The organism is Massilia consociata (genome assembly GCF_042432755.1).
Taxonomy (GTDB): Bacteria; Pseudomonadota; Gammaproteobacteria; order Burkholderiales; family Burkholderiaceae_D; genus Telluria; species Telluria consociata.
Genome location: NZ_JBHLWP010000022.1, coordinates 110,991 through 135,694, shown reverse-complemented (window position 1 = coordinate 135,694; position 24,704 = coordinate 110,991). Strand labels below are relative to the sequence as shown.

At 65.1% G+C, this 24,704-nt stretch carries 22 protein-coding genes; 11 read left to right on the top strand and 11 right to left on the bottom strand.

What is annotated here, in order from left to right; all coding sequences use genetic code 11:
- Positions 1-391: 391 nt before the first annotated feature.
- The 10 genes from miaB (at position 392) to ACFFJK_RS21085 (ending at position 11,613) form a co-directional block, all read left to right on the top strand.
- The gene (gene miaB, locus ACFFJK_RS21130; RefSeq protein WP_379681645.1) at positions 392-1,768 is read left to right on the top strand and encodes a tRNA (N6-isopentenyl adenosine(37)-C2)-methylthiotransferase MiaB; all 1,377 of its coding nucleotides are present in this window, start codon (positions 392-394) and stop codon (positions 1,766-1,768) included.
- Positions 1,765-2,889, top strand: coding sequence for a PhoH family protein (locus ACFFJK_RS21125; protein ID WP_379681644.1), 1,125 nt, complete (start codon positions 1,765-1,767; stop codon positions 2,887-2,889). The genes miaB and ACFFJK_RS21125 overlap by 4 nt, the downstream gene beginning before the upstream one ends.
- Positions 2,870-3,337, top strand: a complete 468-nt coding sequence (gene ybeY, locus ACFFJK_RS21120) for an rRNA maturation RNase YbeY (RefSeq protein WP_379681643.1) — start codon at positions 2,870-2,872, stop codon at positions 3,335-3,337. Before ACFFJK_RS21125 ends, ybeY begins: the two co-directional genes overlap by 20 nt.
- Positions 3,338-3,478: 141 nt before the next feature.
- A complete protein-coding gene (locus ACFFJK_RS21115; protein WP_379681642.1) occupies positions 3,479-4,357 on the top strand; it encodes a CorC family transporter in 879 nt (292 codons plus the stop codon).
- Positions 4,357-5,922: an apolipoprotein N-acyltransferase gene (gene lnt / locus ACFFJK_RS21110; protein ID WP_379681641.1), complete on the top strand. Its 1,566-nt coding sequence runs from the start codon at positions 4,357-4,359 to the stop codon at positions 5,920-5,922. Before ACFFJK_RS21115 ends, lnt begins: the two co-directional genes overlap by 1 nt.
- A 250-nt stretch (positions 5,923-6,172) precedes the next feature.
- The gene (gene glyQ, locus ACFFJK_RS21105) at positions 6,173-7,099 is read left to right on the top strand and encodes a glycine--tRNA ligase subunit alpha (RefSeq protein ID WP_379681640.1); all 927 of its coding nucleotides are present in this window, start codon (positions 6,173-6,175) and stop codon (positions 7,097-7,099) included.
- Between the two features lie 15 nt (positions 7,100-7,114).
- Entirely contained in the window at positions 7,115-9,220 is a 2,106-nt protein-coding gene (glyS, locus tag ACFFJK_RS21100; RefSeq protein ID WP_379681639.1) for a glycine--tRNA ligase subunit beta, read from the top strand.
- Positions 9,221-9,341: 121 nt separating this feature from the next.
- Positions 9,342-9,896: a D-glycero-beta-D-manno-heptose 1,7-bisphosphate 7-phosphatase gene (gene gmhB, locus ACFFJK_RS21095; RefSeq protein WP_379681638.1), complete on the top strand. Its 555-nt coding sequence runs from the start codon at positions 9,342-9,344 to the stop codon at positions 9,894-9,896.
- Positions 9,897-9,925: 29 nt separating this feature from the next.
- Positions 9,926-10,666: a lysophospholipid acyltransferase family protein gene (locus ACFFJK_RS21090; RefSeq protein ID WP_379681637.1), complete on the top strand. Its 741-nt coding sequence runs from the start codon at positions 9,926-9,928 to the stop codon at positions 10,664-10,666.
- Between the two features lie 44 nt (positions 10,667-10,710).
- Entirely contained in the window at positions 10,711-11,613 is a 903-nt protein-coding gene (locus ACFFJK_RS21085; protein WP_379681636.1) for a M48 family metallopeptidase, read from the top strand.
- A gap of 20 nt (positions 11,614-11,633) precedes the next feature.
- Here the strand turns inward: ACFFJK_RS21085 and ACFFJK_RS21080 are convergent, their stop codons facing one another.
- From ACFFJK_RS21080 to ACFFJK_RS21055, 6 genes are all read right to left on the bottom strand, one after another.
- Positions 11,634-12,185 (bottom strand): YcxB family protein, encoded by a 552-nt coding sequence (locus ACFFJK_RS21080; RefSeq protein WP_379681635.1) that lies wholly within the window; start codon positions 12,183-12,185, stop codon positions 11,634-11,636.
- A gap of 49 nt (positions 12,186-12,234) precedes the next feature.
- The gene (gene waaA / locus ACFFJK_RS21075; protein ID WP_379681634.1) at positions 12,235-13,503 is read right to left on the bottom strand and encodes a lipid IV(A) 3-deoxy-D-manno-octulosonic acid transferase; all 1,269 of its coding nucleotides are present in this window, start codon (positions 13,501-13,503) and stop codon (positions 12,235-12,237) included.
- Positions 13,504-13,513: 10 nt separating this feature from the next.
- A complete protein-coding gene (waaC, locus tag ACFFJK_RS21070; protein ID WP_379681633.1) occupies positions 13,514-14,494 on the bottom strand; it encodes a lipopolysaccharide heptosyltransferase I in 981 nt (326 codons plus the stop codon).
- Positions 14,495-14,520: 26 nt separating this feature from the next.
- On the bottom strand, positions 14,521-15,903 hold the full coding sequence (locus ACFFJK_RS21065) for a phosphomannomutase/phosphoglucomutase (protein WP_379681632.1): 1,383 nt from the start codon (positions 15,901-15,903) through the stop codon (positions 14,521-14,523).
- A gap of 190 nt (positions 15,904-16,093) precedes the next feature.
- Positions 16,094-16,426: an H-NS histone family protein gene (locus tag ACFFJK_RS21060; RefSeq protein WP_379681702.1), complete on the bottom strand. Its 333-nt coding sequence runs from the start codon at positions 16,424-16,426 to the stop codon at positions 16,094-16,096.
- A gap of 78 nt (positions 16,427-16,504) precedes the next feature.
- Positions 16,505-17,605 carry a glycosyltransferase family 4 protein gene (locus tag ACFFJK_RS21055; RefSeq protein WP_379681631.1) on the bottom strand — a complete coding sequence of 367 codons (1,101 nt, stop codon included), beginning with the start codon at positions 17,603-17,605 and terminating at the stop codon, positions 16,505-16,507.
- Positions 17,606-18,221: 616 nt separating this feature from the next.
- Here ACFFJK_RS21055 and ACFFJK_RS21050 point away from each other — a divergent pair.
- A complete protein-coding gene (locus tag ACFFJK_RS21050; protein ID WP_379681630.1) occupies positions 18,222-19,082 on the top strand; it encodes a symmetrical bis(5'-nucleosyl)-tetraphosphatase in 861 nt (286 codons plus the stop codon).
- A 54-nt stretch (positions 19,083-19,136) separates the two neighbouring features.
- On the opposite strand, the gene ilvD is transcribed toward ACFFJK_RS21050, so the two are convergent.
- The 5 genes from ilvD to pyrR form a co-directional block, all read right to left on the bottom strand.
- Complete coding sequence (gene ilvD, locus ACFFJK_RS21045) at positions 19,137-20,999, bottom strand: dihydroxy-acid dehydratase (RefSeq protein ID WP_379681629.1); 1,863 nt, start codon at positions 20,997-20,999, stop codon at positions 19,137-19,139.
- A gap of 113 nt (positions 21,000-21,112) precedes the next feature.
- On the bottom strand, positions 21,113-21,844 hold the full coding sequence (locus ACFFJK_RS21040) for a lysophospholipid acyltransferase family protein (protein ID WP_379681628.1): 732 nt from the start codon (positions 21,842-21,844) through the stop codon (positions 21,113-21,115).
- 53 nt (positions 21,845-21,897) lie between these two features.
- Entirely contained in the window at positions 21,898-23,178 is a 1,281-nt protein-coding gene (locus ACFFJK_RS21035) for a dihydroorotase (protein ID WP_379681627.1), read from the bottom strand.
- Positions 23,175-24,152: an aspartate carbamoyltransferase catalytic subunit gene (locus ACFFJK_RS21030; RefSeq protein WP_379681626.1), complete on the bottom strand. Its 978-nt coding sequence runs from the start codon at positions 24,150-24,152 to the stop codon at positions 23,175-23,177. Before ACFFJK_RS21030 ends, ACFFJK_RS21035 begins: the two co-directional genes overlap by 4 nt.
- Positions 24,153-24,154: 2 nt before the next feature.
- On the bottom strand, positions 24,155-24,703 hold the full coding sequence (gene pyrR, locus ACFFJK_RS21025; RefSeq protein ID WP_379681625.1) for a bifunctional pyr operon transcriptional regulator/uracil phosphoribosyltransferase PyrR: 549 nt from the start codon (positions 24,701-24,703) through the stop codon (positions 24,155-24,157).
- Between the last annotated feature and the right edge of the window lies 1 nt (position 24,704).

Sequence of the window (24,704 nt, the reverse complement as noted above, 5' to 3'; positions counted from 1 at the left end):
ATGTGACTCATTGTCGGAACTCAAGCTATCGTGCGGAAAGCTTGTCACATAGGCATTTCAGCACATGGGGATTATTTGTGGCGCACGCAAGAGATTTCCGCAATAAATTTTCCTAGTCAGAAGTTGACTGGAAGCTGTTGATTTACAAGAAGAAATAGTTTGATCCAGCCGACATTCCATGACCCTGTGTCGGATTCAGCGATGAAATTCACATTTAACAATCTGAGCACATTGGCAATAACTTTAGGTTAAGAAACTTATCATTCCGGATGGCACAAGAATTTCCTCCAAGCGGGTCGCGCACGGCCCCTTTTTCGGGCCTGCGGGAGATTTAAGCTACACTGGAACCTGTATTGCCAAAGCATCAGCTCTCCTTTCAATTTAGTATTCCATGCAGAAAAAAGTATTCATCAAAACCTTCGGCTGCCAGATGAACGAGTACGACTCGGACAAGATGGCCGACGTCCTCGGGGCCGCGGAGGGACTGGTCCGGACCGACTCGCCCGAAGACGCCGACGTGATCCTGCTGAACACCTGCTCCGTGCGCGAAAAAGCGCAAGAAAAAGTGTTTTCGGATCTGGGCCGCTTCCGCGCGCTCAAGCGCGACAAGCCGGACCTGGTGATCGGCGTGGGTGGCTGCGTGGCCTCGCAGGAAGGGGAAGCCATCGTCAAGCGTGCGCCGCACGTGGACGTCGTGTTCGGTCCGCAGACCCTGCACCGGCTGCCGCAGATGATCCGCGAGCGCCGCAATACGGGCACGGCCCAGGTCGACATCAGCTTCCCGGAAATCGAGAAGTTCGATCACCTGCCGCCAGCCAAGGTGGAAGGCCCGGTCGCGTATGTGTCGATCATGGAAGGCTGCAGCAAATATTGCAGCTACTGCGTGGTGCCCTACACCCGCGGCGAGGAAGTCTCGCGCCCGTTCGAAGACGTGCTGACCGAATGCGCGGGCCTGGCCGCCCAGGGCGTGAAGGAAATCATGCTGCTGGGCCAGAACGTGAACGCCTACCGCGGCACCATGGAAGGCGGCGAAGTAGCGGATTTCGCCCTGCTGCTCGAATATATTGCCGACATCCCCGGCATCGAACGCCTGCGCTACGTCACCAGCCACCCGAAGGAATTCACCCAGCGCCTGATCGATGCGTACGCGAAGATCCCGCAGCTGGTCAACCACATCTACCTGCCGGTGCAGCACGGTTCCGACCGCGTGCTCGGCGCCATGAAGCGCGGCTACACCGCGCTCGAATACAAGTCGATCATCCGCCGCATCCGCGCGGTGCGTCCGGAGATGGCGTTCTCGTCCGACTTCATCGTGGGCTTCCCCGGCGAAACCGATGCCGACTTCGAAGCCATGATGAAACTGGTCGAAGATGTCGGTTTCGACAACAGTTTCAGCTTTATCTTCAGCAAGCGTCCGGGCACCCCGGCCGCCAACCTCGAAGACGATACGCCGCATGAAGTCAAACTCGGCCGGCTGCAGCGTCTCCAAGCCCTGATCGATGCGAATACCCGCAGGTATAGTGCAGCAATGGTCGGCAGCGTCCAGCGCGTGCTGGTCGAAGGCCCGTCGAAGAAGGACCCGGAGCAGTTGCAGGGCCGGACCGAGAACAACCGCGTGGTCAATTTCCTGTCAGATGAGACCGGCATGTCCGCGACCGGCACGTCCCTGGCCGGCCAGCTGGTCGACGTACGCATCGTCGCAAGCCACGACTACTTCCTGCGCGGCGAACTCGTCGCTAACCTTGATACGATTGCCAAAGCCAGTTGAAAAACACACCTACCCAGCCTTCGTACTTCATCCCCGAGCCGCTCGACAACACGCGACTCGCCCACCTGTGCGGCCCGCTCGACGAAAACCTGCGCCAGATTTCGGCCGCGCTTGACGTGACCGTCTTCCGGCGCGGCGAGAAATTCATCGTCAGCGGCGCCAATGCCGAGCGCGCGGTCGAACTGCTCGAACGCTTCTACGCGGTGGCCAACAAGGTCGTGCCGATCGAGGAAGTGCAGCTGGCGCTGGTCGAGCAGCGTTCCGGCCTGAAGCCGCGCACCGGCGCCGATGCCGACGCGGCCGACAGCTCCGCCGGCAGGCAGGGCGCCGAGCGCCAGGCCGAGAAAGGAACGGACAAGGGGACCGACGAGGCGGCCGACGGCCAAGCGCCGCTTGAACTGGTCAGCCCGACGCTCAAGACCCGCCGCAGCGACCTGCGTGGCCGCACGCCGCACCAGATCCAGTACCTGAAAGCCGTGCTCGAGCACGACATCAGCTTCGGCGTCGGCCCGGCCGGTACCGGCAAGACCTACCTGGCGGTGGCCTGCGCCGTGGACGCCCTCGAACGCGACGCGGTCAAGCGCATCATCCTGACCCGTCCTGCCGTGGAAGCCGGCGAGCGCCTCGGCTTCCTGCCGGGCGACCTGAGCCAGAAGGTCGACCCCTACCTGCGCCCGCTGTACGACGCGCTGTACGACCTGCTCGGTTTCGACCGCACGCAAAAGATGTTCGAGAAACAGATCATCGAGATCGCCCCGCTGGCCTACATGCGCGGCCGCACCCTGAACCACGCGTTCGTGATCCTCGACGAGGCCCAGAACACGACGGTCGAGCAGATGAAGATGTTCCTGACCCGTATCGGTTTCGGCAGCAAGGCCGTGGTCACCGGCGACGTGACCCAGGTCGACCTGCACAAGACACAGCGCTCTGGCCTGGTCGACGCGATGCACGTCCTGAAAAACGTGCGCGGCATTGCGTTCACCCAGTTCTCCAGCGCCGACGTGGTGCGCCATCCGCTGGTGGCGCGCATCATCGATGCCTACGAGACCAATTCGTCCATCGAGGAACTCGCCGCCCTTCCCAAACCGACCCCGGTAAAAAATGCAAGAAAAAAATCATAAGCTCGACCTCGAGGTCCAGTACGCCGACACCCGCCTGCAGGAAGCCATCACGGAAGAGATGCTGCAGCGCTGGGTGCAGGCCGCCCTGCTCGCGCCCGCCGAACTGACCATCCGCTTCGTCGACGCCGAGGAAGGCCAGACCCTGAACCGCACCTACCGCGGCAAGGACTACGCCACCAACGTCCTCACCTTTGCCTACAACGAAGACGAGGACCTGGGCGACGAGGATCCGACCCAGGCCGACATCATCCTCTGCACCGATGTGTTGCAGCGCGAGGCGGACGAGCAGAAAAAGACGGTCGAGGAGCATGCCGCCCACCTGGTGGTGCACGGCGTGCTGCACGCGCAGGGCTACGACCACGAGCACGACGAGGAAGCCGAGGAAATGGAACAGTTCGAGCGCGATATCATGGAAGTGCTCGGCTATCCGGATCCGTACGCGGATTGATTTGCCATACCTGGATGGCCCGTCGGGTGGGCGGGTCTTTCCGCCACCCGGCGACACCCGGATACGTACACACCGCCGGATTCAGCCCTCTGCCCTTTTGGTGTATCCTATACCCATCGCAACAACGGCTTCACGCCAACTATGCCCGAGTATCCCAGTGACGTCCGATCGGACGCCAAACCCCACCGGTCGCTGTTCGAACGGCTGACCGCGCTTATCTCCCCCGAGCCTGAAAACCGCGCAGAACTGCTCGAAGTCCTGCACGAAGCCCACGAACGCAAGCTGATCGACGCCGACGCACTCTCGATGATCGAGGGCGTGTTCCAGGTGTCGGACCTGTCCGTACGCGACATCATGGTGCCGCGTTCGCAGATGGACGTGATCGACATCACCAAGCCCATCGACGAATGGCTGCCGATCGTGCTGGAAACCCAGCACTCGCGCTTCCCCGCCATCGAAGGCGAACGCGACAAGGTGGTCGGCATCCTGCTGGCCAAGGACCTGCTGCGTTACTACGCCGAGGAATCGTTCGACGTGCGCGCCATGCTGCGCCCGGCGATCTTCATCCCGGAATCGAAGCGCCTGAACGTGCTGCTGCGCGATTTCCGCGCCAACCACAACCACATGGCCATCGTCGTCGACGAATACAGCGGCGTGGCCGGCCTGATCACCATCGAGGACGTGCTCGAGCAGATCGTCGGCGACATCGAGGACGAGTACGACTTCGACGAGGAAGAAGACAACGTCCTGTCGATCAAGGAAGGCCAGCTCGGCCCGCGCTGGCGCGTCAAGGCCCTGACCGAGATCGAGCAATTCAACGAAGAGGTCGGCGCCGACCTGCCGGAAGACGAAGTCGACACCATCGGCGGCCTGGTCGCGAGCCACCTCGGCCGCATGCCGCACAAGGGTGAGGTATTCGACCTGCAGAACCTGCGCTTCGAAGTGCTGCGCGCCGACGCGCGCCAGATCCACGTGCTGCTGGTCGAGAAGCTGCCGCTGTCCGAGGACCACGACGACTGATGCTGCGCCGCCGCACCCAGCCCGGAACGCCGGAGCGTGCTACTGGCGCCCGGGGCGCCGGGCCGTCTCCCAAGGCCCTGGTGGCGATGGCGCTGGCAGGCAGCACTGCCCTGCTGTCGTTCGAGCCCGTCGGCTGGTGGCCGGTGCAGTTCCTGGCGCTCGCGTATTTCTTCTACCAGGTCGGCATGGACAGCGCGCCGCGCCGCGGCACCCTGCTGGGCTGGGCGTTCGGTTTCGGCTGGTCGGTGGCCGGCATGCACTGGCTGTACATCGCCATCACCCGCTTCGGCGGCCTGCCTGCCATCCTGGGCGCCATTGCCATCGTCCTGCTCGGCCTGTACATGGGCTTGTTCGGCGCCTTTGCCGGCGGCGTTGCCACCTGGCTGCGCCGTAAATGGTCGCTGCCGGTCAGCGCCTTCGTGCTGCTGGTGCTGCCCGCCATCTGGGGCGTATCGGAATGGATGCGTGGCTGGGTCTTCACGGGCTTCCCGTGGGCCGCTTCCGGCTACGCCCATAACGTCTCCCCGCTCGGCGGTTACGCCCCCATCGTCGGGGTGTACGGCGTGGGCATCCTCGCCGCGTTGTGCGCCGGCGCCCTCGTGATGCTGACCCAACGCGCGCGCTGGCCTGCGCTCGGGCTGTTCGCCGCCGTCATGGCGGCAGGTTTCGGTTTGAAACAGATCGCATGGACCCAGGAAGTGGGCCAACCGGTGACGGTGCGCCTGCTGCAGGGCGACGTGCGGCAGGACCAGAAGTTCGACGCTGCCTACCTGTTCGACATCATCGAGCGCTACCGCGGCATGATCACGGCGGCGCCGGCCGACTTGATCGCCACGCCCGAAACCGCGATCCCCGTCACGCCGCAGCAGTTGCCGGACAGCTATCTCGCCGCGCTGGACAATTTCGCCAAGGAGAGCGGCAGCCATCTGATGATCGGCATTCCGATGATGGACAGTCCGACGCGCTACGCCAACAGCGTCATTGCGATCGGTCCCGAGACGACGGCTTACCGCTACGACAAATTCCACCTGGTGCCCTTCGGTGAATTCATCCCGCCGGGCTTCCGCTGGTTCACCGACCTGATGAGCATCCCGTTGGGTGACCAGACCCGCGGCAAGGCGCTGCAGGCGCCGTTCCCGGTGAAGGACCAGATGGTGCTGCCGAATATTTGTTACGAAGACGCCTTTGGCGAAGAGATCGCCGCCCAGTTGCGCAACGCGCCGCAACCGGCGACCTTGTTGCTGAACGTGTCGAACCTGGCCTGGTACGGCGAATCGGTGGCGATACCGCAGCACCTGCAGATCTCGCAGATGCGCGCGATCGAAACCGGCCGCCCGATGCTGCGCTCGACTAACAACGGTGCCACCGCCATCATCGACGGGCGCGGGAATATCCTGCACCGCCTGCCGTTCTACGAACGCGGCGTGCTGTCGGCAACCGTGCGCGGCACCGAAGGTTTTACTCCCTACGTCCGCTTCGGTAACTATGCGTTCCTGCTGCTCGGCGCCTTGATGCTGCTGGGCGCATGGTTCGCCGGCCGAAGCTACCGGCAGAAGGTTTCGTAGGGTGGGCGGGTCTTCCCGCCCACGCGTTCAGCCATGGCATACGTAGCCACAACGCATCCGTGAGTTGAACGCGTGGGCAAGAAACTTGCCCACCCTACGAACAACCATTACAAAAATAAATCCCCAATTCGAACGGCTGAGCTGAATCCGCCCCCAGAGGGCCGGGAAAATTCAGTAGAATTGGTCATTTGGCAAACTTACCGTGTTCGCGGCCCCGTCCCGCGCCGCCCCACATGTCGCTTACATTCCGATGCTCACATTCCAACAAATCATCCTGACCCTGCAGACCTACTGGGACAAGCAGGGCTGCGCCCTGCTGCAGCCGTACGACATGGAAGTCGGCGCAGGCACCTTCCACACCGGCACCTTCCTGCGCGCGATCGGCCCGGAGCCGTGGCGCGCCGCCTACGTGCAGCCGTCGCGTCGCCCGAAGGACGGCCGCTACGGCGAGAACCCGAACCGCCTGCAGCACTACTACCAGTACCAGGTGGTGCTGAAACCCGCGCCGGAAAACATCCTCGACCTGTATCTCGGCTCGCTCGAGGCGCTGGGCCTGGACCTCAAGAAGAACGACGTGCGCTTCGTCGAGGATGACTGGGAAAGCCCGACCCTGGGCGCCTGGGGCCTGGGCTGGGAAGTCTGGCTCAACGGCATGGAAGTGACCCAGTTCACCTACTTCCAGCAGGTCGGCGGCCTCGATTGCAAGCCGGTGCTGGGCGAGATCACCTACGGCATCGAGCGCCTGGCCATGTACCTGCAGGGCGTCGAGAACGTGTACGACCTGGTCTGGACCGAGTGGGAAGAGAATGGGGTGAAGAAGACGCTGAGCTACGGCGACGTCTTCCACCAGAACGAAGTCGAGCAGTCGACCTACAACTTCGAGCACGCGAACACCGAACTGCTGTTCCAGGCTTTCTCGAATCACGAAGCCGAGGCCAAGCGCCTCGTCGAGCTGCAACTGACCCTGCCGGCCTACGAACAGATCATGAAGGCCTCGCACAGCTTCAACATGCTGGACGCGCGCGGCGCGATCTCGGTGACCGAGCGCGCCGCCTACATCGGCCGCGTGCGCACGCTGTCGCGCCTGGTCGCCCAGGCCTACTACGACTCGCGCGAGAAGCTCGGCTTCCCGATGCTGCCGGCTTCTGCTGAAGCCATCGACAAAGCCGCCGCCTGAAAAGAACAAGACACCATGAATCAGACTCTCCTCGTCGAACTGCAGACCGAAGAACTGCCGCCGAAAGCACTCGTCAAGCTGGGCGCCGCATTCGCCAACGGCATCGCCAACGGCCTGAAGGCCCGCGACTTCCTGAACGCTGACAATGCCGACAGCGTCGTCACGCCGCATGCCACCCCGCGCCGCCTGGCAGTCACCATCACCAATGTACGCGCCACCTCGCCCGACAAGACCATCCGCGAGAAGGTCCTGCCGGTCTCCGTCGCGCTGGACAAGGATGGCAACCCGAGCGCACCGCTGGCCAAGAAGCTGGCCGCGCTGGGCTTCCCCGACCTGACCGTCGCCGACCTCGAACGCGCCCAGGACGGCAAGGCCGAATCCTTCTTCCACACCTACACCGCAGCCGGCAGCCAGCTCGCCGGCGCCCTGCAGGACGTGCTGCAGGACACCGTCGCCAAGCTGCCGATCCCGAAGGTCATGAGCTACCAGCGCCCGGACGGCGCCACGGTGCAGTTCGTGCGCCCGGTGCACCTGCTGCTCGCCCTGCACGGCGAACAGGTGCTGCCGCTCTCGCTGCTGGGCCTTTCCGCCGGCCGCCACACCATGGGCCACCGCTTCCTGTCGCACGGCCAGCCGATCGCCGTGCCGCACGCCGACCAGTACGCGGCCGTGCTGGAACGCGAAGGCAAGGTGCTGTCCTCCGCCGAGGCGCGCAAGGAAAGCATCCGCCGCCAACTGCTGGAAAAGGCTGGCGGCGACCAGGTCCTGATGCCGGAATCGCTGCTGGAAGAAGTGGCGGCCCTGGTCGAATGGCCGGTGGTCTACGAATGCCGCTTCGAGGATGAATTCCTGGCCGTGCCGCAGGAATGCCTGATCCTGACGATGCAGACCAACCAGAAATACTTTGCCCTGACCGATGCGTCGGGCAAGCTGCGCTCGCGCTTCCTGATCGTGTCGAACCTGGAAACCGACGACCCGTCGGCCATCGTCGGCGGCAACGAGCGCGTGGTGCGCCCGCGCCTGTCCGACGCCAAGTTCTTCTTCGAGCAGGACAAGAAGAAGACGCTGGAGTCGCGCCTGCCGCAACTGGCGAACGTCGTCTACCACAACAAGCTGGGCACCCAGCTCGAGCGCAGCCAGCGCGTCATGACCCTGGCCAGCGCCATCGCACGCCGCCTGGGCTTCGACGTGGCGCTGGCCGAGCGCGGCGCGCGCCTGTCCAAGGCCGACCTGCTGACCGACATGGTGGGCGAGTTCCCGGAACTGCAGGGCATCATGGGCACCTATTATGCGCGCCACGACGGCGAGCACGAGGAAGTCGCCCTGGCCGCCTCCGAGCACTACCAGCCGCGCTTTGCCGGCGACCTTCTCCCCTCGACCAATACCGGCCTGGTGGTGGCGCTGGCCGACAAGCTGGAAACCCTGGTCGGCATCTGGGCCATCGGCCTGCAGCCGACCGGCGAAAAGGACCCGTTCGCGCTGCGCCGCCACGCCCTGGGCGTGATGCGCATGCTGGTCGAGAAGCGCCTGCCGCTGTCGCTGTGGGACCTGGTGGACGATGCATGCCGCGTGTTCGAGGGCCAGGCGGCATTCAAGGATCCGCGAGGCGAGGTCATCCCCTTCATGCTCGATCGCCTGCGCGGCATGCTGCGCGAGCGCGGCTTCTCGCCGAACGAGGTCGAGGCCGTGCTGGCCCAGAACCCGGACCGCGTCGACGACGTCGTCCAGCGGCTGGAGGCGGTGCAGGCATTCGCCGCGCTGCCGGAGTCGAGCTCGCTGGCCGCCGCCAACAAGCGCATCACCAACATCCTCAAGAAGAACGAGGACGCGCTGCCGCAGGAGGCCTCGATCAAGGACGACCTGCTGGTCGAGCAGGCCGAGGCCAAGCTGGCCGCGAAGATGAAGGTCCTCGAAAGCGACGTGAACGATGCGTTCGCGAAGGGCGACTTCGCCGGGGCCCTGAAGACGCTGGCGCTGATGAAGGAGGAAGTGGACGCCTTCTTCAACGACGTGATGGTGATGGCCGACGACCTGGCATTGCGCAACAACCGCCTGGCGCTGCTGTCGCAGCTGCACGGCATGATGAACCGCGTTGCCGACATCTCCAAGCTCGCGGCTTAAGAGTGCGTGAAAAATTCGTCCATGGCTGCGTTGCCTCGTCTCGCCGTACAAGCGTACTGTCTTCGACTCGGCACCTTGCCCTGGCCGTTTTTTCACACACTCTACGTTTTAAGGTAATGCCATGAAACTCATCATCCTCGACCGGGATGGGGTCATCAACCACGATTCGCCGGACTTCATCAAGTCGCCGGCGGAGTGGACTCCCATTCCCGGCTCGCTGGAAGCGATCGCCCGCCTGAACCAGGCGGGTTACCGGGTCGTCATCGCGTCGAACCAGTCGGGCATCGCGCGCGAACTGTTCGACATGACGACCCTGAACGCGATCCACCAGAAAATGCACGACAGCGCCCAGCTGGTCGGCGCCGACATCGACGCCATCTTCTTCTGCCCGCACTCGGCAAGCGACAACTGCGACTGCCGCAAGCCCAAGGCCGGCATGTTCGAAGAGATCAGCAAGCGCTTCAAGGTGAGCCTGAAAGGCGTGCCGACGGTCGGCGATTCGCTGCGCGACCTGCAGGCCGGCTTCATCATGGGCTGCGTGCCCTACCTCGTATTGACCGGCAAGGGCGAAAAGACCCAGCAGACCGGCGGACTGCCGCCCGGCACCCAGGTCTTCCCCGACCTGGCGAGCATGGTGAATGCCTTCCTCAAGACCGCGACACAGCGGCCAGAATAACCATAACAGTAATCCAGTCCGGAGCCCCTTTGCGTACTTTCAGCCTGTTCCTGCGTTCCCTGCTCTTCAAGATCGTGATGATCGTGGCCACCGTGGTGTGGGCCTGTATCTGCTTCCTGGCGGCGCCGCTGCCCTACAACCAGCGCTTCTGGGTGACCTCGCGCTGGAACGTCTTCATCATCTGGTGCGCAAAGGTGATCTGCGGGATCCGCTACGAGTTCAAGGGCTACGAGAACCTGCCGGACGGCCCCGCCATCATCCTGTCGAAGCACCAGTCGGCATGGGAGACCATCTTCCTGCTCCCGAACCTCACGCGCCCGCTGGTCTACGTGTTCAAGAAGGAAATCCTGTATATCCCCTTCTTCGGCTGGGGCATGGCGCTGCTGCGCATGATCCCGATCGACCGCTCGCAGGGCAAGAACGCGTTCGCGCAAGTGGTCAGGCACGGCCGCCGGCGCCTGGCCGACGGGCAGTGGATCATCATGTTCCCCGAAGGGACGCGCATCCCGGTGGGCCAGAAAGGCAAGTACAAGAGCGGCGGCACACGCCTGGCTGTCGAAACCCAAACGGTCGTCGTGCCGATCGCGCATAATTCAGGTGAGTGCTGGCCGAAGAATTCCTTCATCAAGCGCCCTGGCCTGATCACGGTCTCGATCGGCAAACCGATTTCGCCAGAAAACCACACCCCCGACAGCATGATGCAAGAGGTCGAAAATTGGATAGAATCCGAAATGCGCGTCATTTCGCCCCACGTCTACAGAGGTGGCTGAGCGATGTCAGCGCCCAGATCAGGAATTCGAAACCGCAGCACGATATGAACGCTTCCAAGATCGACGGGCACCAACTGGAACTGTTCGCTCAGGACTTCTTCGCGGCGCTCAAGCCCTCGGATAAACCAGCGCAGCCCGCACAACCCCTCTTCAAGGCGCCGCCCCCGGCGCCGCGTCACATGATCCCATCGCCGCCGGTCGCGATGGGCGACCCTCCCCTCAAGCGCATCGTGCTCGGCCCCCATACCGTCGATTACGCCCTGCGCCGCTCCTCGCGCCGTTCGATCGGCTTCATGATCGACGACGACGGCCTGCGCGTGACCGCGCCGCGCCGCTGCACCCAGCCCGACATCGACAATGCGATCCGCGCCAAGCAGCGCTGGATCCTGAGCAAGCTGCTCGAACGCGGCGAGCGCCGCGCCCAGCGCCAGGAACGCCCGCCGCTCGAATGGAAGGATGGTGCGCGCCTGCCCTACCTGGGCGGCGAGATCACGCTGCGGCTGGAAGAAGCCTCGCGCAGCCACTGCCAGTTCGACGCGGCCAGCCAGGAGCTGTGGATCGGCGTGGTACCCGGCCTGTCGGAGTGGCAGCTCAAGGAGCGCGTGAAACTGTGGTTCCAGGGCGAGGCGAAGAAGCTCTTCAAGACGAGGCTCGAGCACTTCGCGCCGCTGCTCGGTGTGACCTACAAGGCCTTCGCGCTGTCGTCGGCCGGCACGCGCTGGGGTTCGTGCACGATCGAAGGGAACATCCGCCTGAACTGGCGCCTGATCCACTACCCGCCCCTGCTCATCGACTACGTGGTGGCGCACGAACTGGCGCACCTGCGCGAGATGAACCACAGCCCGCGCTTCTGGGCGGCGGTGGGCGAGGTGTATCCGGATTACGACGGGGCGCGCCTGGCGCTGCGCAAGCGTTCGCACGAGATGCCGGTGTTGTTCACCGACTGAGACCGTTGGCGATCGCGCCTCTACAGGAGCGAATCGCGGCGCGCCGCCGCCAGTTCCTTCATCGCCCCCATCTGCGCATCCGACAGGGCACGGTACGGAATGGGTAGCGTCCCGCGCTTGAGTACCATCATGAAGCCGCGCGAGTAGGTGCGCACGCCGATGACGTCTTCCCACCCGATCAGGGTCACGCCGCCGCTGGTGCGCACGATGCCATGCTGGTCGATGGTGAATTCATAGGTGCGCCGCCCGCGCCCGAGCAGGATGAAGTGCAAGGCCGCGCTCAGGGTGCTCTTGAGGCGCAGGTACAGGCTGGCCGGCCAGCGGATGCGCCTGCGGCGGATCAGGAAGCCGCCATGCTGCCACATGAAGCTGATGTATTCGCCCAGCGTGTAGCGCACGAAGAAATGCAGCTCGCATACGGGAGCGGGGACCGGGATCGATGGCGTGACGGTGGCGTCTCCGCTTCCGGTACCGACAGGCATGTGCAGGATCTTGTCGCCAAGCTGCTGCTGCGCCAGGGAAGCGACGGGCTTCCCGTTGTTGACCGGTCTCGGGTGATTAAACGACAACATTGCGCATCCCCTTGTTATATCCGAGCTCGAACCGGAATGGTAGCAAAACCTACCCGATAAGTTGTCGCAGGAGTTCAACAGTGCGCAGGGTCGCTCCCCGGTGGCGGCCCGCGAATGCCAGGGCATGCGCGCCCATCCTGGCGCGTGCGTTTTCGTCGTCCAGCAGGCGCAGCGCGGCGGCCACCAGCGCCTCGGCGTGCGCCAGGCGCAGCGCCGCGCCGTCGCTCACCGCTTCCTCGGTCGCCTCGGCGAAATTGAAGGTGTGCTGGCCCACCAGCACCGGTTTGCCGAGGGCGCAGGCTTCGATCAGGTTCTGGCCGCCCAGCGGCATCAGGCTGCCGCCGATGAAGGCGCAGTCGCAGGCTGCATAGTAAGCGAACATTTCGCCCATCGAGTCGCCCAGCAAGACGTCGGCCGTGCCGATGCCCTGTTCGAGCTGCGAGCGCCGCGCGACACGCAGGCCGCGCGCGGCGATCATGTCCTCGACCTCGTCGAAACGCTGCGGATGGCGCGGCACGATCGCCAGCAGCGCGTCATGCCGCTTGTCCGCCACCCGCTGCCAGGCATCGAGGATCAACGCTTCCTCGCCTTCGCGCGTGCTGGCACACAGGAAGACCGGGCGGCTCCCGACCTGGCCGCGCAGCCATGCGCCCTTCTCCAGCGCCGCGGCGGGCGGCACCACGTCGAACTTGATGCTGCCGGTGACCGCGACGCGCGGCGCGCCGAGCGAGCGGATACGGGCCGCATCCGGCTCGGTCTGGGCGGCAACCAGCGTGATCGCCCGTGCGGCGTCGGTCATGAGGGCGCCCATCTTGCGCCCGCGCCGCAGCGAGCGCTCCGACAGGCGCGCGTTGACCAGCGCCACCGGCACCTTGTTTTTCGCGCAGCCGGCAATCAGGTTCGGCCACACCTCGGTCTCCATCAGGACGCACACGCGCGGATGAAAGCGGCGCAGGAAGCGCGCCACCATGAAGCCGGTGTCGTACGGCAGGTAGGATTGCACCACGCGCTCGCCGTGGTGCCCGAACAGCGATTTGCCGGTGGCGCGGCCGGTCGGCGTCATGTGGGTGAGCAGGATGCGGCTGGCGGGATACTGCGCCAGCAGGGCTTCGACCAGGGGCTCGGCGGCGCGGGTCTCGCCCACGGACACGGCATGCACCCACAGGGTCGGGCGGTCGAGCGGCGCGGCGCCGGGAAAACCCAGGCGCTCGGCCCAGTGCGTTCGATAGCCGGGTTCCTTGCGCCCGCGCCACCACAGCCGCGCCAACACCAGCGGCAGCGCCAGCCACCAGGCCAGCGAGTACAGCAGACGGCTCACACCCGCCCTTTCACACGGCCTCCAGCAGCCGGCGTGCGGCCGCGATGACCTCCGGTGCGGACGGGGGCGCCTTCATGTCGCCCAGGTTGACGATATTGGCCGACCAGTTGCCCTCGGTCTTCCACTTCGGCGAATCGCAGTAGATCTCGACGGTGGGACGCACGAAGGCGGCGGCGATGTGGGTCAGGCCGGTGTCCACGCCGACCGCGAGCCGCGCGTGCTGGGCCGTTGCCACCGCGTCCATCATCGACAGCTTCGGCAGCACGCGCGCATTCGGCAGGCTGCCGGCAATCGACTGGGCTTCGTCCAGTTCCCCCTGCGAGCCCCAGGGCAGCAGCACCGGCATCGGCGCCAGCGCGCGCCCGAGCGCGATCCAGTTCGCGTGCGCCCACTTCTTGGCGTCGCGCGCCGTGCCGTGGAAGAACACGGCGTAGTCTGCCTCGGGCAGGAAGGCCGGGCGCAGCGCGGCCTGCGGCGCCGGCAGGCCGAAGTCGGGCGGGGTGTCGACGGCATAACCCAGCGCCGCACCGGCCACCATGCGCCCGCGCGCCACGGCATGCGTACGCGGGCTCAAAGGGATGCTCTCGGTGTGGAAGATGCGCGAGATGCCTTCGTAGCCGGAGCCTTCGCTGCCGTTGGCCAGGCCGACCTTCTTCCCGCCACGCTTGACGCGGGCGGCGCCCATGATGATGCCGGTCTTGAGCAGGCCCTGGGTGTCGAACACGACATCGTATTCTTCCTCGCGCAGGCTGCGGAAGAAAGCCTTGATCTCGGCCCGCGTTTCAGGCTTGCCGAGGCTCTTGCGCCAGCGCCGCAGCGCCCACGGGATGATCCGGCGCACGTGGGGGTTCAGGCGCACCAGGCTGGTATAGCCCTCTTCCACCACCCAGTCGATCGTCGCGCCGGGATGGTGGCGCAGGATGTCGGCCACCATCGGCAGGTTGTGCAGCACGTCGCCGAGCGACGACACGCGCACCAGGAGTATCTTCAAGCGCTATTCCTTACTATTGAACAAGCTTAGAACGGCAGTTCGGCGTCCGGCTTGGCGGCCAGGATCACCCCCTTGAACTCGGCCTGGATGCGTGCGAGGGCTTCCGGGTTCTCGCCTTCGAAACGCAGCACCACCACCGGGGTCGTGTTCGAGGAACGGGCCAGGCCGAAGCCGTCCGGGTATTCCACGCGCAGGCCGTCGATGCCGTTGATTTTTTCCGAGGTCGGGAAGGTCGCATTGGCGCGCAGGCTGTCGATCAGGGCGAAGTTCTCGCCTTCCTTCAGGTGCAGGTGCAGTTCCGGGGTGCTTGCGGTGATCGGCAGGCTGTTGAGCAGCGCCGACGGGTCCTGTTCCCTGGTCAGGATCTCGAGCATGCGCGCGCCCGCGTACAGGCCGTCGTCGAAGCCGTACCAGCGGTCCTTGAAGAAGATGTGGCCGCTCATCTCGCCGCCCAGCGGGGCGCCGGTTTCCTTGAGCTTGGCCTTGACCAGCGAGTGGCCGGTCTTCCACATCAGGGGGCGTCCGCCGGCTTTCTCGATCCAGGGGGCGAGGTGGCGGGTGCACTTGACGTCGTACAGGATCTCGGCGCCCGGGTTGCGCGACAGGACGTCGCTGGCAAACAGCATCATCTGGCGGTCCGGGAAGATGATCTGGCCATCCTTGGTGACGATGCCGAGGCGGTCGCCGTCGCCGTCGAAGGCCAGGCCGATCTCGGCGTCGGTGTCCTGCAGCGCCTTGATGAGGTCCTGCAGGTTTTCCGGGTGCGCCGGGTCAGGGTGGTGGTTCGGGAAGTGGCCGTCCACCTCGCAGAACAGTTCGACCACCTCGCAACCCATGCCACGGAACAGATCGGGGGCAAAGGCGCCGGCCACGCCGTTGCCGCAGTCGACCGCGATCTTGATCGGACGCGCAACCTTGACGTCGCCAATGATGCGCTCGAGGTAGGCAGCACGGATGTCATGGGTGCCGTAGGCGCCGCGCTGCTCGGCGATCGCACCATCGTAAGCGGCGATGCTGTCGTGCAGGCCCAGGATGGCGTCGCCGTAGATCGCCTCGCCCGCCATGACCATCTTGAAGCCGTTGTAGTCCGGCGGGTTGTGGCTGCCCGTGACCATGATGCCCGAACGGGTGTCGAGCACATTGGTGGCGAAGTACACCATCGGGGTAGCGACCATGCCCAGGTCCACCACGTCGACGCCGGCGTCGCGCAGTCCTTCGGCCAGGGCCGCGGCCAGCCCGGGGCCCGACAGGCGGCCGTCGCGGCCGATCACGACCTTGCGCTCGCCCTTCGCCAGCGCCGCGGCGCCGAATGCGCGGCCGATGTGGCGCGCAATCCCTTCGTCCAGCGTCTTGTCGATGACGCCGCGAATGTCATAGGCCTTGAAGATCGTTTTCGAAAGAGCAACCATGGTTTCCTTGGAAAGCTGGGGCGTGGGCAGGCTCGTCAAGCCGGTGACGGTGGACGTCGACGCCAAAAATTGGTGGAATGACAAATGACCGCTATTGTAGCGGCAAGCGGCGCCCTTGGGGAATCGGGCGGACCGCTTGCGGGACGCTATGACTGATGCGCCGGCAAGGCCGGTGGGGACCGGCGAAAGCTTAGACGCGCAGCTTGTCGAGCGACTTGCCGCCTTCGACCCATTCCTTGACCCACTTCGGCTGGCGGCCACGGCCGGTCCACTGCTGCGATGCATTGTCAGGGTGGCGATAACGCACGGCGACGGTATTGCCTTTGGTCGAATTGCCCTTGGACGAGGCATTGCGGCCGCCGGTTGCCAGCAGGTCTTTCAGAGGAACGCCAACGCTCTGAGCGATCGCCAGGATTTGCTCGCGCGCTTTTTGCACTTCCTGTGCTTCGCGCTGTTTCATCTCCTGCTTGATTTGCTCCTGCAGGTTGCGCAAATCGCCTACGGACATATTAGACAGATCCATCTTCGTTCCCTCGATAGTTAAGGTTGATACGGCACGGCGAAAACTCACCAAAATGTCGCAATATACTACATTAATAACTTATTTCCAGTCTTTCCTGTGCAAAAAAAGCCAGCGCGGTGACTTAAATCGAACAATACGCGCATATAACCACAGGTAACTGATTATAAACAACAAACTGAAGAAGATGAGCACACCTGTATTTTTCCAGAACACGGTAGCGGGTATCACCGCCATCAGCGAAAACAACCATAAATAAGGCGAGGTGCGCGCGTTCCGTTTCATCAGTGCGCGCGCTTCCCGCGGGCCCACGGTCCATTGCACGATACGCCGGAATATCAAACTGTGCAGGTGAATACCATCCGGCAGCGCCGGCGATTTACCGCGCACGAACATGCGCCGGTACGCCGAGAATATCGTTTCGAAAGCGGGATAGATCAACAGCAGCGCGGCATACCAGGTGGACACGCCGGGATTGCGCATCACCAGCAGCAGCGCCAGTTCGCCGAGCATGAATCCGATGAAGTAGGCGCCGCCGTCGCCGAGGAAAATCAGGCCCGCCGGATAGTTCCAGATCAGGAATCCGGCGGCGGCGCCGGCCACCACCAGCGAAGTCACCAGCACCGGCATGTCGCCGACCTGCAGCGCGACATAGGCCAGCGACATCAGCATGCAGATGCTGACCACGCTCGCCAGGCCGTTGAATCCGTCGATGATGTTGACCGCATTGGCGATCCCTGCGACGGCGAGCACCGTCAGCGGCAGCACGATCCACTCCACCTGCAAGGGCAGCACGCCCCACGGCGTATCGAGGCGCACGAGCTTTGCGCCGAGCAGGTAGTACGCGAGCAGCGCCGCGATCATCGTGAGCAGCAGGCGGCGCGCGGGCGACACCCGGCCCGTATAGTCTTCGACGATCCCGCCGGCCATCGCAATGCATCCGCACCCGAGCAGGGAAGCGAACCATGGGCCGAGCACCGGTTCACGCAATGTGGAAATGGCAGCGGCAATCAGGGCCGCAAGATAGATCGGCACACCGCCAATGCGCGCGACCAGATGGGAATGGAACTTCTGCACGCCGCCATAATCATTGTCGAGCGCCGTACCTTTGCGCTTCGCATACTTAATGACTAGCAGAGTCAAGAGCGCGCAGGAAACGAAACTGACGAAAAAGGAGAACATTATTATTCTTTCGGTGCAATTAGGTGGACCGATTCCGCCTGCGGTTCCGCGGAAATGCCACGGCACTCTTAGCGCCCCTGACAAAAACCCCTATGGCCGCGTTGCATCGTCTTTGCCGTACAAAAGTACTGTCTTGACCGATGCGTCGGATCGCCGCATCCCTTGCCCTGAAGGTTTTGTTGGACGCGCTTATGGGCACCTCGACAAGCTGCTGCGCCTTGCATTCGCGACGAGGCTGCCCGGGATGTGGTGCCCAGCGTACTCCAAGTACGCTGGCGCTTTCCGACCACGACTGCTGCCGCACGCGACGGTTTTTCGAGCTGCCTTTTTATCAATGAGATGATAAAGCCCATTGTACCGGAATGGCTCAGCCGCCCGGGCTTCAAATGACTTCCGTGGCGCGCGCTTAGATTGGGTCAAATCAGTATGCGCGGCGACATGCGCATCTATGCGTTGCGCGCCGCCTCGCCGGCGGTAAGGTGTTATCGGCTGCGCCTGGGAGCGAAATCATTTAGTATCCGCAAAAGCATGCAGGGTTCGCGCATTACGGCGCCGCCCCGCTCCTGAATCAAAATACGATGCCACGCGGCGCGCAAGCGGCGCGCAGAAGAAGAACATGAGAACTTACGCCATCGGCGACCTGCAGGGCTGCGCTCACGAAGCCCTGCTCCTGATCGACCGCATCCTCGAGGACGCGCGGCAGCACGGACAGGCGCAACCGCGCATCCTGTTCGTCGGTGACCTGATCAACCGCGGTCCCGATTCGCTGGGCGCGCTGCGGCGCATGAAAGCCTTGAACGAAGCGCATCCCGGCCGCATCGAAGCCCTGCTCGGCAACCACGACCTGCACCTGGTGGCCGTCGCCGTCGGCGCGCAACGCACCAGCCGCTCCGACACGCTCGACGAGATCCTGGCCGCGCCCGACCGCGACGAACTGATCCAATGGCTGCGCCACCGCCCGCTGGCGATGTTCGTCGATGCCCACCTGCTGGTGCATGCGGGCGTCGCACCGGAATGGGATGCGGCGCAAACGATGACGCTGGCGCACGAAGTCGAGACGGCCCTGCGCGGCGAGGGCTGGATCGACTTCCTGGGCGCGATGTACGGCAACGAGCCGAACCGCTGGGACGACAGCCTGGCCGGCATGGCCCGGCTGCGCTGCATCGTCAACGCCCTCACCCGCATGCGCCTGTGCGCACCCGACGGCAGCATGGACTTCCTGCACAAGGAAAGCGAACGCGGGCCGGAAGGTTCGGGGCTGGTGCCATGGTTCGACCTGCCGCAACGGCGCACCGCCGGCGTGACGGTGGTGTTCGGGCACTGGTCGGCGCTGGGACTGGTGCTGCGGCCGAACCTGGTGGGCCTGGACAGCGGCTGCGTGTGGGGTGGCAAGCTGACGGCGGTGTGCCTGGACGACCGCTCGCTGCTGCAGGTGGATTGCCCGGAGTACCGGGAGCATGGCGGCAAGAAGTCGTGATTGCGCCGCGCACGGGTTTCGTAGGGTGGTCGGCAGAGCCGACCACCCTACGGTTCAGCGCTTCAGTTGCGACAGGTCGCGCACCGCGCCGCGGTCCGCCGACGTGGTGAGGGCCGCATATGCCTGCAAGGCCTGCGACACGTAGCGCTCGCGATTGACCGGCTGCCACGCCGCGCTGCCGCGTGCTTCCATTGCCGCGCGGCGCTGCGCCAGCTCTTCAGGAGTGACGCGCAGGTTGATGGTGCGCGCCGGGATGTCGATGTCGATCAGGTCGCCCTCTTCCACCAGCCCGATGGCGCCGCCTTCGGCCGCTTCCGGCGATGCGTGGCCGATCACCAGGCCCGACGACCCGCCCGAGAAGCGCCCGTCCGTGAACAGCGCGCAGGCCTTGCCCAGGCCTTTCGACTTGATGTACGAGGTCGGGTACAGCATCTCCTGCATGCCGGGGCCGCCCTTCGGGCCCTCGTAGCGGATGATGACGACGTCGCCGGCGTGCACGGTATCTCCCAGGATGCCCTCGACTGCGGCGTCCTGGCTTTCGAACACACGCGCCTTGCCGGAGAAGACCAGGATGCTCTCGTCCACGCCGGCGGTCTTCACGATGCAGCCCTTCTCGGCGATGTTCCCGTACAGGACCGCCAGGCCGCCGTCCTGCGAATACGCGTGGGCGCGGTCGCGGATGCACCCGAGGCTGCGGTCGAGATCATTGTCCTCGTAGCGCTCGGACTGGGAGAACGCGACCTGGGTCGGCACCCCACCCGGCGCCGCGCGGAACAGTGCGTGTACCGCCTGGTCGTCGCTGCGCTTGATGTCGTATTTCTCGATCGCCTCTCCCATCGTCGCGCTGTGTACCGTCGGCAAGGAGGTATCGAGCAGGCCGGCGCGCGCCAGCTCGCCCAGGATCGCGATGATGCCGCCGGCGCGGTGCACGTCCTCGATGTGGTACTTGTCCGTCATGGGGGCCACCTTGCACAGGCAGGGCACCTTGCGCGAGATGCGGTCGATGTCGGCCATGGCGAATTCCACGCCGGCCTCGTGCGCCGCCGCCAGCAGGTGCAGCACGGTATTGGTCGAGCCGCCCATCGACACGTCGAGCGCCATCGCGTTCTCGAACGCGGCCTTGGTGGCGATCGAGCGCGGCAGCACCGAATAATCGTCCCCTTCGTAGTGGCGCTTGGCCAGCTCGACGATCAGGCGGCCGGCGCGCAGGAACAGCTCCTTGCGATCGGCATGGGTGGCGACAATCGTCCCGTTGCCCGGCAGGGACAGGCCCAGCGCCTCGGTCAGGCAGTTCATCGAATTCGCGGTGAACATGCCCGAGCACGAGCCGCAGGTCGGGCAGGCCGAGCGCTCGATCTCCGCCACGTCGGCATCCGAGACGCTGGTGTCGCCGGCCTTGATCATCGCATCCACCAGGTCCAGCTTGATGACCTTGCGATCGTTGTTGACGACCTTGACCACCTTGCCCGCTTCCATCGGGCCGCCCGAGACGAACACGACCGGGATGTTCAGGCGCATCGCGGCCATCAGCATGCCGGGGGTGATCTTGTCGCAGTTCGAGATGCAGACCATCGCATCGGCGCAGTGGGCATTGACCATGTACTCGACCGAGTCGGCGATCAGGTCGCGCGAAGGCAGCGAATACAGCATGCCGCCGTGGCCCATGGCGATGCCGTCGTCCACGGCGATGGTGTTGAATTCCTTGGCCACGCCGCCGGAAGCCTCGATCTCGCGCGCGACCAGCTGCCCCAGGTCCTTCAGGTGCACGTGGCCCGGCACGAACTGGGTGAACGAGTTCACCACCGCGATGATCGGCTTGTCGAAGTCGCCATCCTTCATGCCGGTGGCGCGCCACAGGGCACGCGCGCCCGCCATGTTGCGGCCTTGGGTGGTGGTGCGGGAACGGTAGGTGGGCATGTGGTCTCCTCGAACGGCTGACGATAGAAAGCACCAGCGTGCCGCGTCTGCTGTGAGTTGTCCAATATATGATTTATGGCCCTGTGATTCGTTTTGCGAATCACAGGAGGACGCTAGCGGCGCAGGGCGCCGGCGACGGCATCGTGCGCCGCTTCCGCCAGTTCGCGGCGATGCGCGCCGGCGCCGTCGATGGGCTGCAGGGGCTCCAGCCGCGCCCGTACCGGCGGGCCTTCGAGGATGGCGAACATGCTGTCGACGAAGGTCGTGTCCTCCACGTAGTCGATCGAGGGGTGATAGGCGCCGCCCGCATCCACATACGACAGCGCGTAGGGCTGCACCGGCACTTTCGCATCGATGGCCGCCTCGAACAGGTTGGCATGGAACGGCAGCACCTCGCCCTGGCGCGACGTGGTTCCTTCCGGGAAGAAAGCGACACGCTCGCCCTGCTGCAACACCGTGACGAGGCCCTTGAAGATGTGGCGCAGTTCGCGCCGGTTGCCGCGCGCAATGAACACCGTGCCGGCGCTGGCGGCCAGCCAGCCGAGCACCGGCCAGGCGCGGATCTCGGCCTTGGCCACGAAGCGGCACGGATGCAGTGCGTTGATGACGAAGATATCGAGCCAGGACACATGGTTGGCCACGATGAGCGCGTGTTCCAGCACCGGCGCGCCGGGACTCTGCTCGACCGTCACGCGGCACATCGCGAGCAGCTTGCGCGACCAGCGCCGCGTCAGCCGCTCCTTCAGGCCGGTCGAGGCGAGCGGAAAGACGAGCGCGCACGTCGCCAGGCCCGCCACCAGGTGGACCATGACGCGCGCAAGGCGCAGGGCAAGCCGGATGTTCACGAGGCCGGGAAGAAGGCGGGCGGCCGGGTTGTATCCGGTTTCGCCCACCCTGCTCAGCGCTGGTAGGCCACGCGCCCGCGCACGATCGTGGCGCGGACCTGGCCGGCCAGTTCGTAGCCCAGGAAAGGCGTGTGCTTGCCCTGGCTGGCCAGCGCCTTGCGCTCGACCTTCCAGCGTGCATCCGGATCGAACAGCACCACGTCGGCCGCGCGGCCGACCGTGAGCGTTCCCGCCTCCAGGCCGGCGATGCGCGCCGCATCCGAGGTGACTTTGGCGATGGCCTGCGGCAGCACGTCGGCGCCGTGCTGGTCCTCGGTCCACTTCAGCATCAGCGCCAGCAGCAGTTCCAGGCCGGTCGCGCCGGGCGAGGCTTCGCCGAAGGGCAGCAATTTCTCGTCTTCGTCCACCGGCGTGTGGTCCGAGCAGACCGCATCGATCGTGCCGTCCAGCAGGCCGGCGCGAATGGCGTCGCGGTCGCGCTGGCTGCGCAGCGGCGGCGTCAGGCGCGCGTTGGAATCGAAGAAGCCGATGTCGGCGTCCGTCATGTGCAGGTGGTGCGCGCCGACGTCGCACGTCACCAGGAGGCCTTCCTTCTTGGCTGCGGCCACGAGCGCCAGCCCGGCGCTTGACGACATGCGGCACAGGTGCACGCGCGCGCCCGTGGCCCGCATCAGTTCGAAGATCGTGTGCAGCGCGATGGTTTCCGACATGACCGGCACGCCGGACAGGCCCAGGCGCGAGGCCAGCGGGCCGCTGTGGGCCACGCCGCCGCGGCCGATATGGGGGTCCTGCGGACGCAGCCATACGGTGTAGCCGAAGGTCTTGGCGTACTGCATGGCACGCAGCAGCACGGTGGTGTCCAGGACCGGTTCCTCGGCCTGCGAGAAGCCGATGCAGCCGGCTTCGGTCAGCTCGGCCATCTCCGTTAATGATTTGCCTTTCAGCCCCATGGTCAGCGCGCCCAGCGGGTGCACATTGGCCTGGTTCAGGATGCGCGCGCGGTGCTTGAGCATCTCCACCAGGCCCGGCTCGTCCAGCACCGGGTCGGTGTCCGGCGGGCAGACGAGCGTCGTCACGCCGCCCTGCATGGCCGCCTGCATTTCGGATTCCAGCGTTGCCTTGTACTCGTAGCCCGGCTCGCGCAGGCGCGCCGACAGGTCCACCAGGCCCGGCGCGACCACCAGGCCGGTGGCGTCGATGGTCCGGTCGGCCGTGAAGCCTTCCAGCGCCGTGCCGACGGCGGCGATGACGCCATCGGCGATGAAGAGGTCCTGGATGGCGTCGATGCCGTTCGCCGGGTCGATCACCCGGCCGTTCTTGATATGGTGTTTCATCCGTGGGTTCCTGCCAAAATGCTCATCACTGCCATCCGTACCGCGATCCCGAAGGTCACCTGCGGCAGGATCACCGCCTGGCTGCCGTCCGCCACCGCCGAGTCGATCTCGACGCCGCGGTTCATCGGGCCCGGGTGCATCACGATCGCGTCCGGCTTGGCCAGCGCCAGGCGCTCGGGCGTCAGGCCGTAGCTCTTGAAGTATTCCTGCGCGGACGGCAGCAGCGCGCCGCTCATGCGTTCGTTCTGCAGGCGCAGCATGATGATCACGTCGACGTCCTTCAGGCCCTCGTCCATGTTCGTGAAGGTGCGCACGCCCATCTGTTCCAGGCCGCCCGGCAGCAGGGTGTGCGGGCCGATGGCGCGCACTTCGGGCACGCCCAGCGTGGTCAAGGCATGGATGTCGGAACGGGCCACGCGGCTGTGCAGGATGTCGCCGACGATGGCCACGCGCAGGTTGGTGAAATCCTGCTTGTAGTGGCGGATCGTGTACATGTCGAGCAGGCCCTGGGTCGGGTGCGCGTGGCGGCCGTCGCCGGCGTTCACGACGTGCACGTGCGACTGGTTCGTCTCGACCAGGTGCTTGGCGATCAGGTAGGGCGCGCCGGATTGCGCATGGCGCACCACGAACATGTCGGCATGCATGGCCGACAGGTTGTCGATGGTGTCGAGCAGCGATTCGCCCTTGCTGGCCGACGAGGCCTGGATGTTCAGGTTGATGACGTCGGCCGACAGGCGCTTGGAGGCGATCTCGAAGGTGGTGCGGGTGCGGGTGCTGTTCTCGAAGAACAGGTTGAACACGCTCTTGCCGCGCATCAGCGGCACCTTCTTGACCTCGCGGTCGGAAATGCTCACGAAGCTCGAGGCGGTGTCGAGGATGTGGTTGATGATCGACTTGGGCAGGCCCTCGATGCTGAGCAGGTGCTGCAGCTCGCCGTTCTTGTTCAGTTGCGGGTTATCAAACAGTTTCGGCATGGTCAGTGGGAAGCAGCGGATTCGGACGGATCTTCTTCGATGGTCAGCGTGAGCTGGCCGGCCTCGTCGCGCTGCAGGCACAGCGACTGGTGCGGGGCCAGGGTGGTGGCGTGGACGCCGACATAATCGGCCGCCACCGGCAGTTCGCGCCCGCCGCGGTCGGCCAGCGCCGCCAGGCGGATGCAGGCCGGGCGGCCGTAATCGAACAGCACGTTGATGGCCGCACGCACGGTGCGGCCGGTCTGCAGCACGTCGTCCACCAGCACGACCGTCGCGCCATCCACCGGGAAGCGGATATGGGTCGGCTTCACGTCCGGGTGCAGGCCCTTCTTGGCATAGTCGTCGCGGTAGAACGAGACGTCGATCGAACCCAGGCGGCCGGTGAGGTCGAGGTCGCGCGCCAGCCGCTCGGCCAGCCAGGCGCCGCCGGAATGGATGCCGACGATGGCGGCGTCCTGCACGCCGTCCAGGCCCGCGCGGACCTGGGCGAGCAGTTCGCGGTAGAGCGCTTCCGCGTCGAAATCGGCGGTAGCGGTGTTAGATGTTGGCATG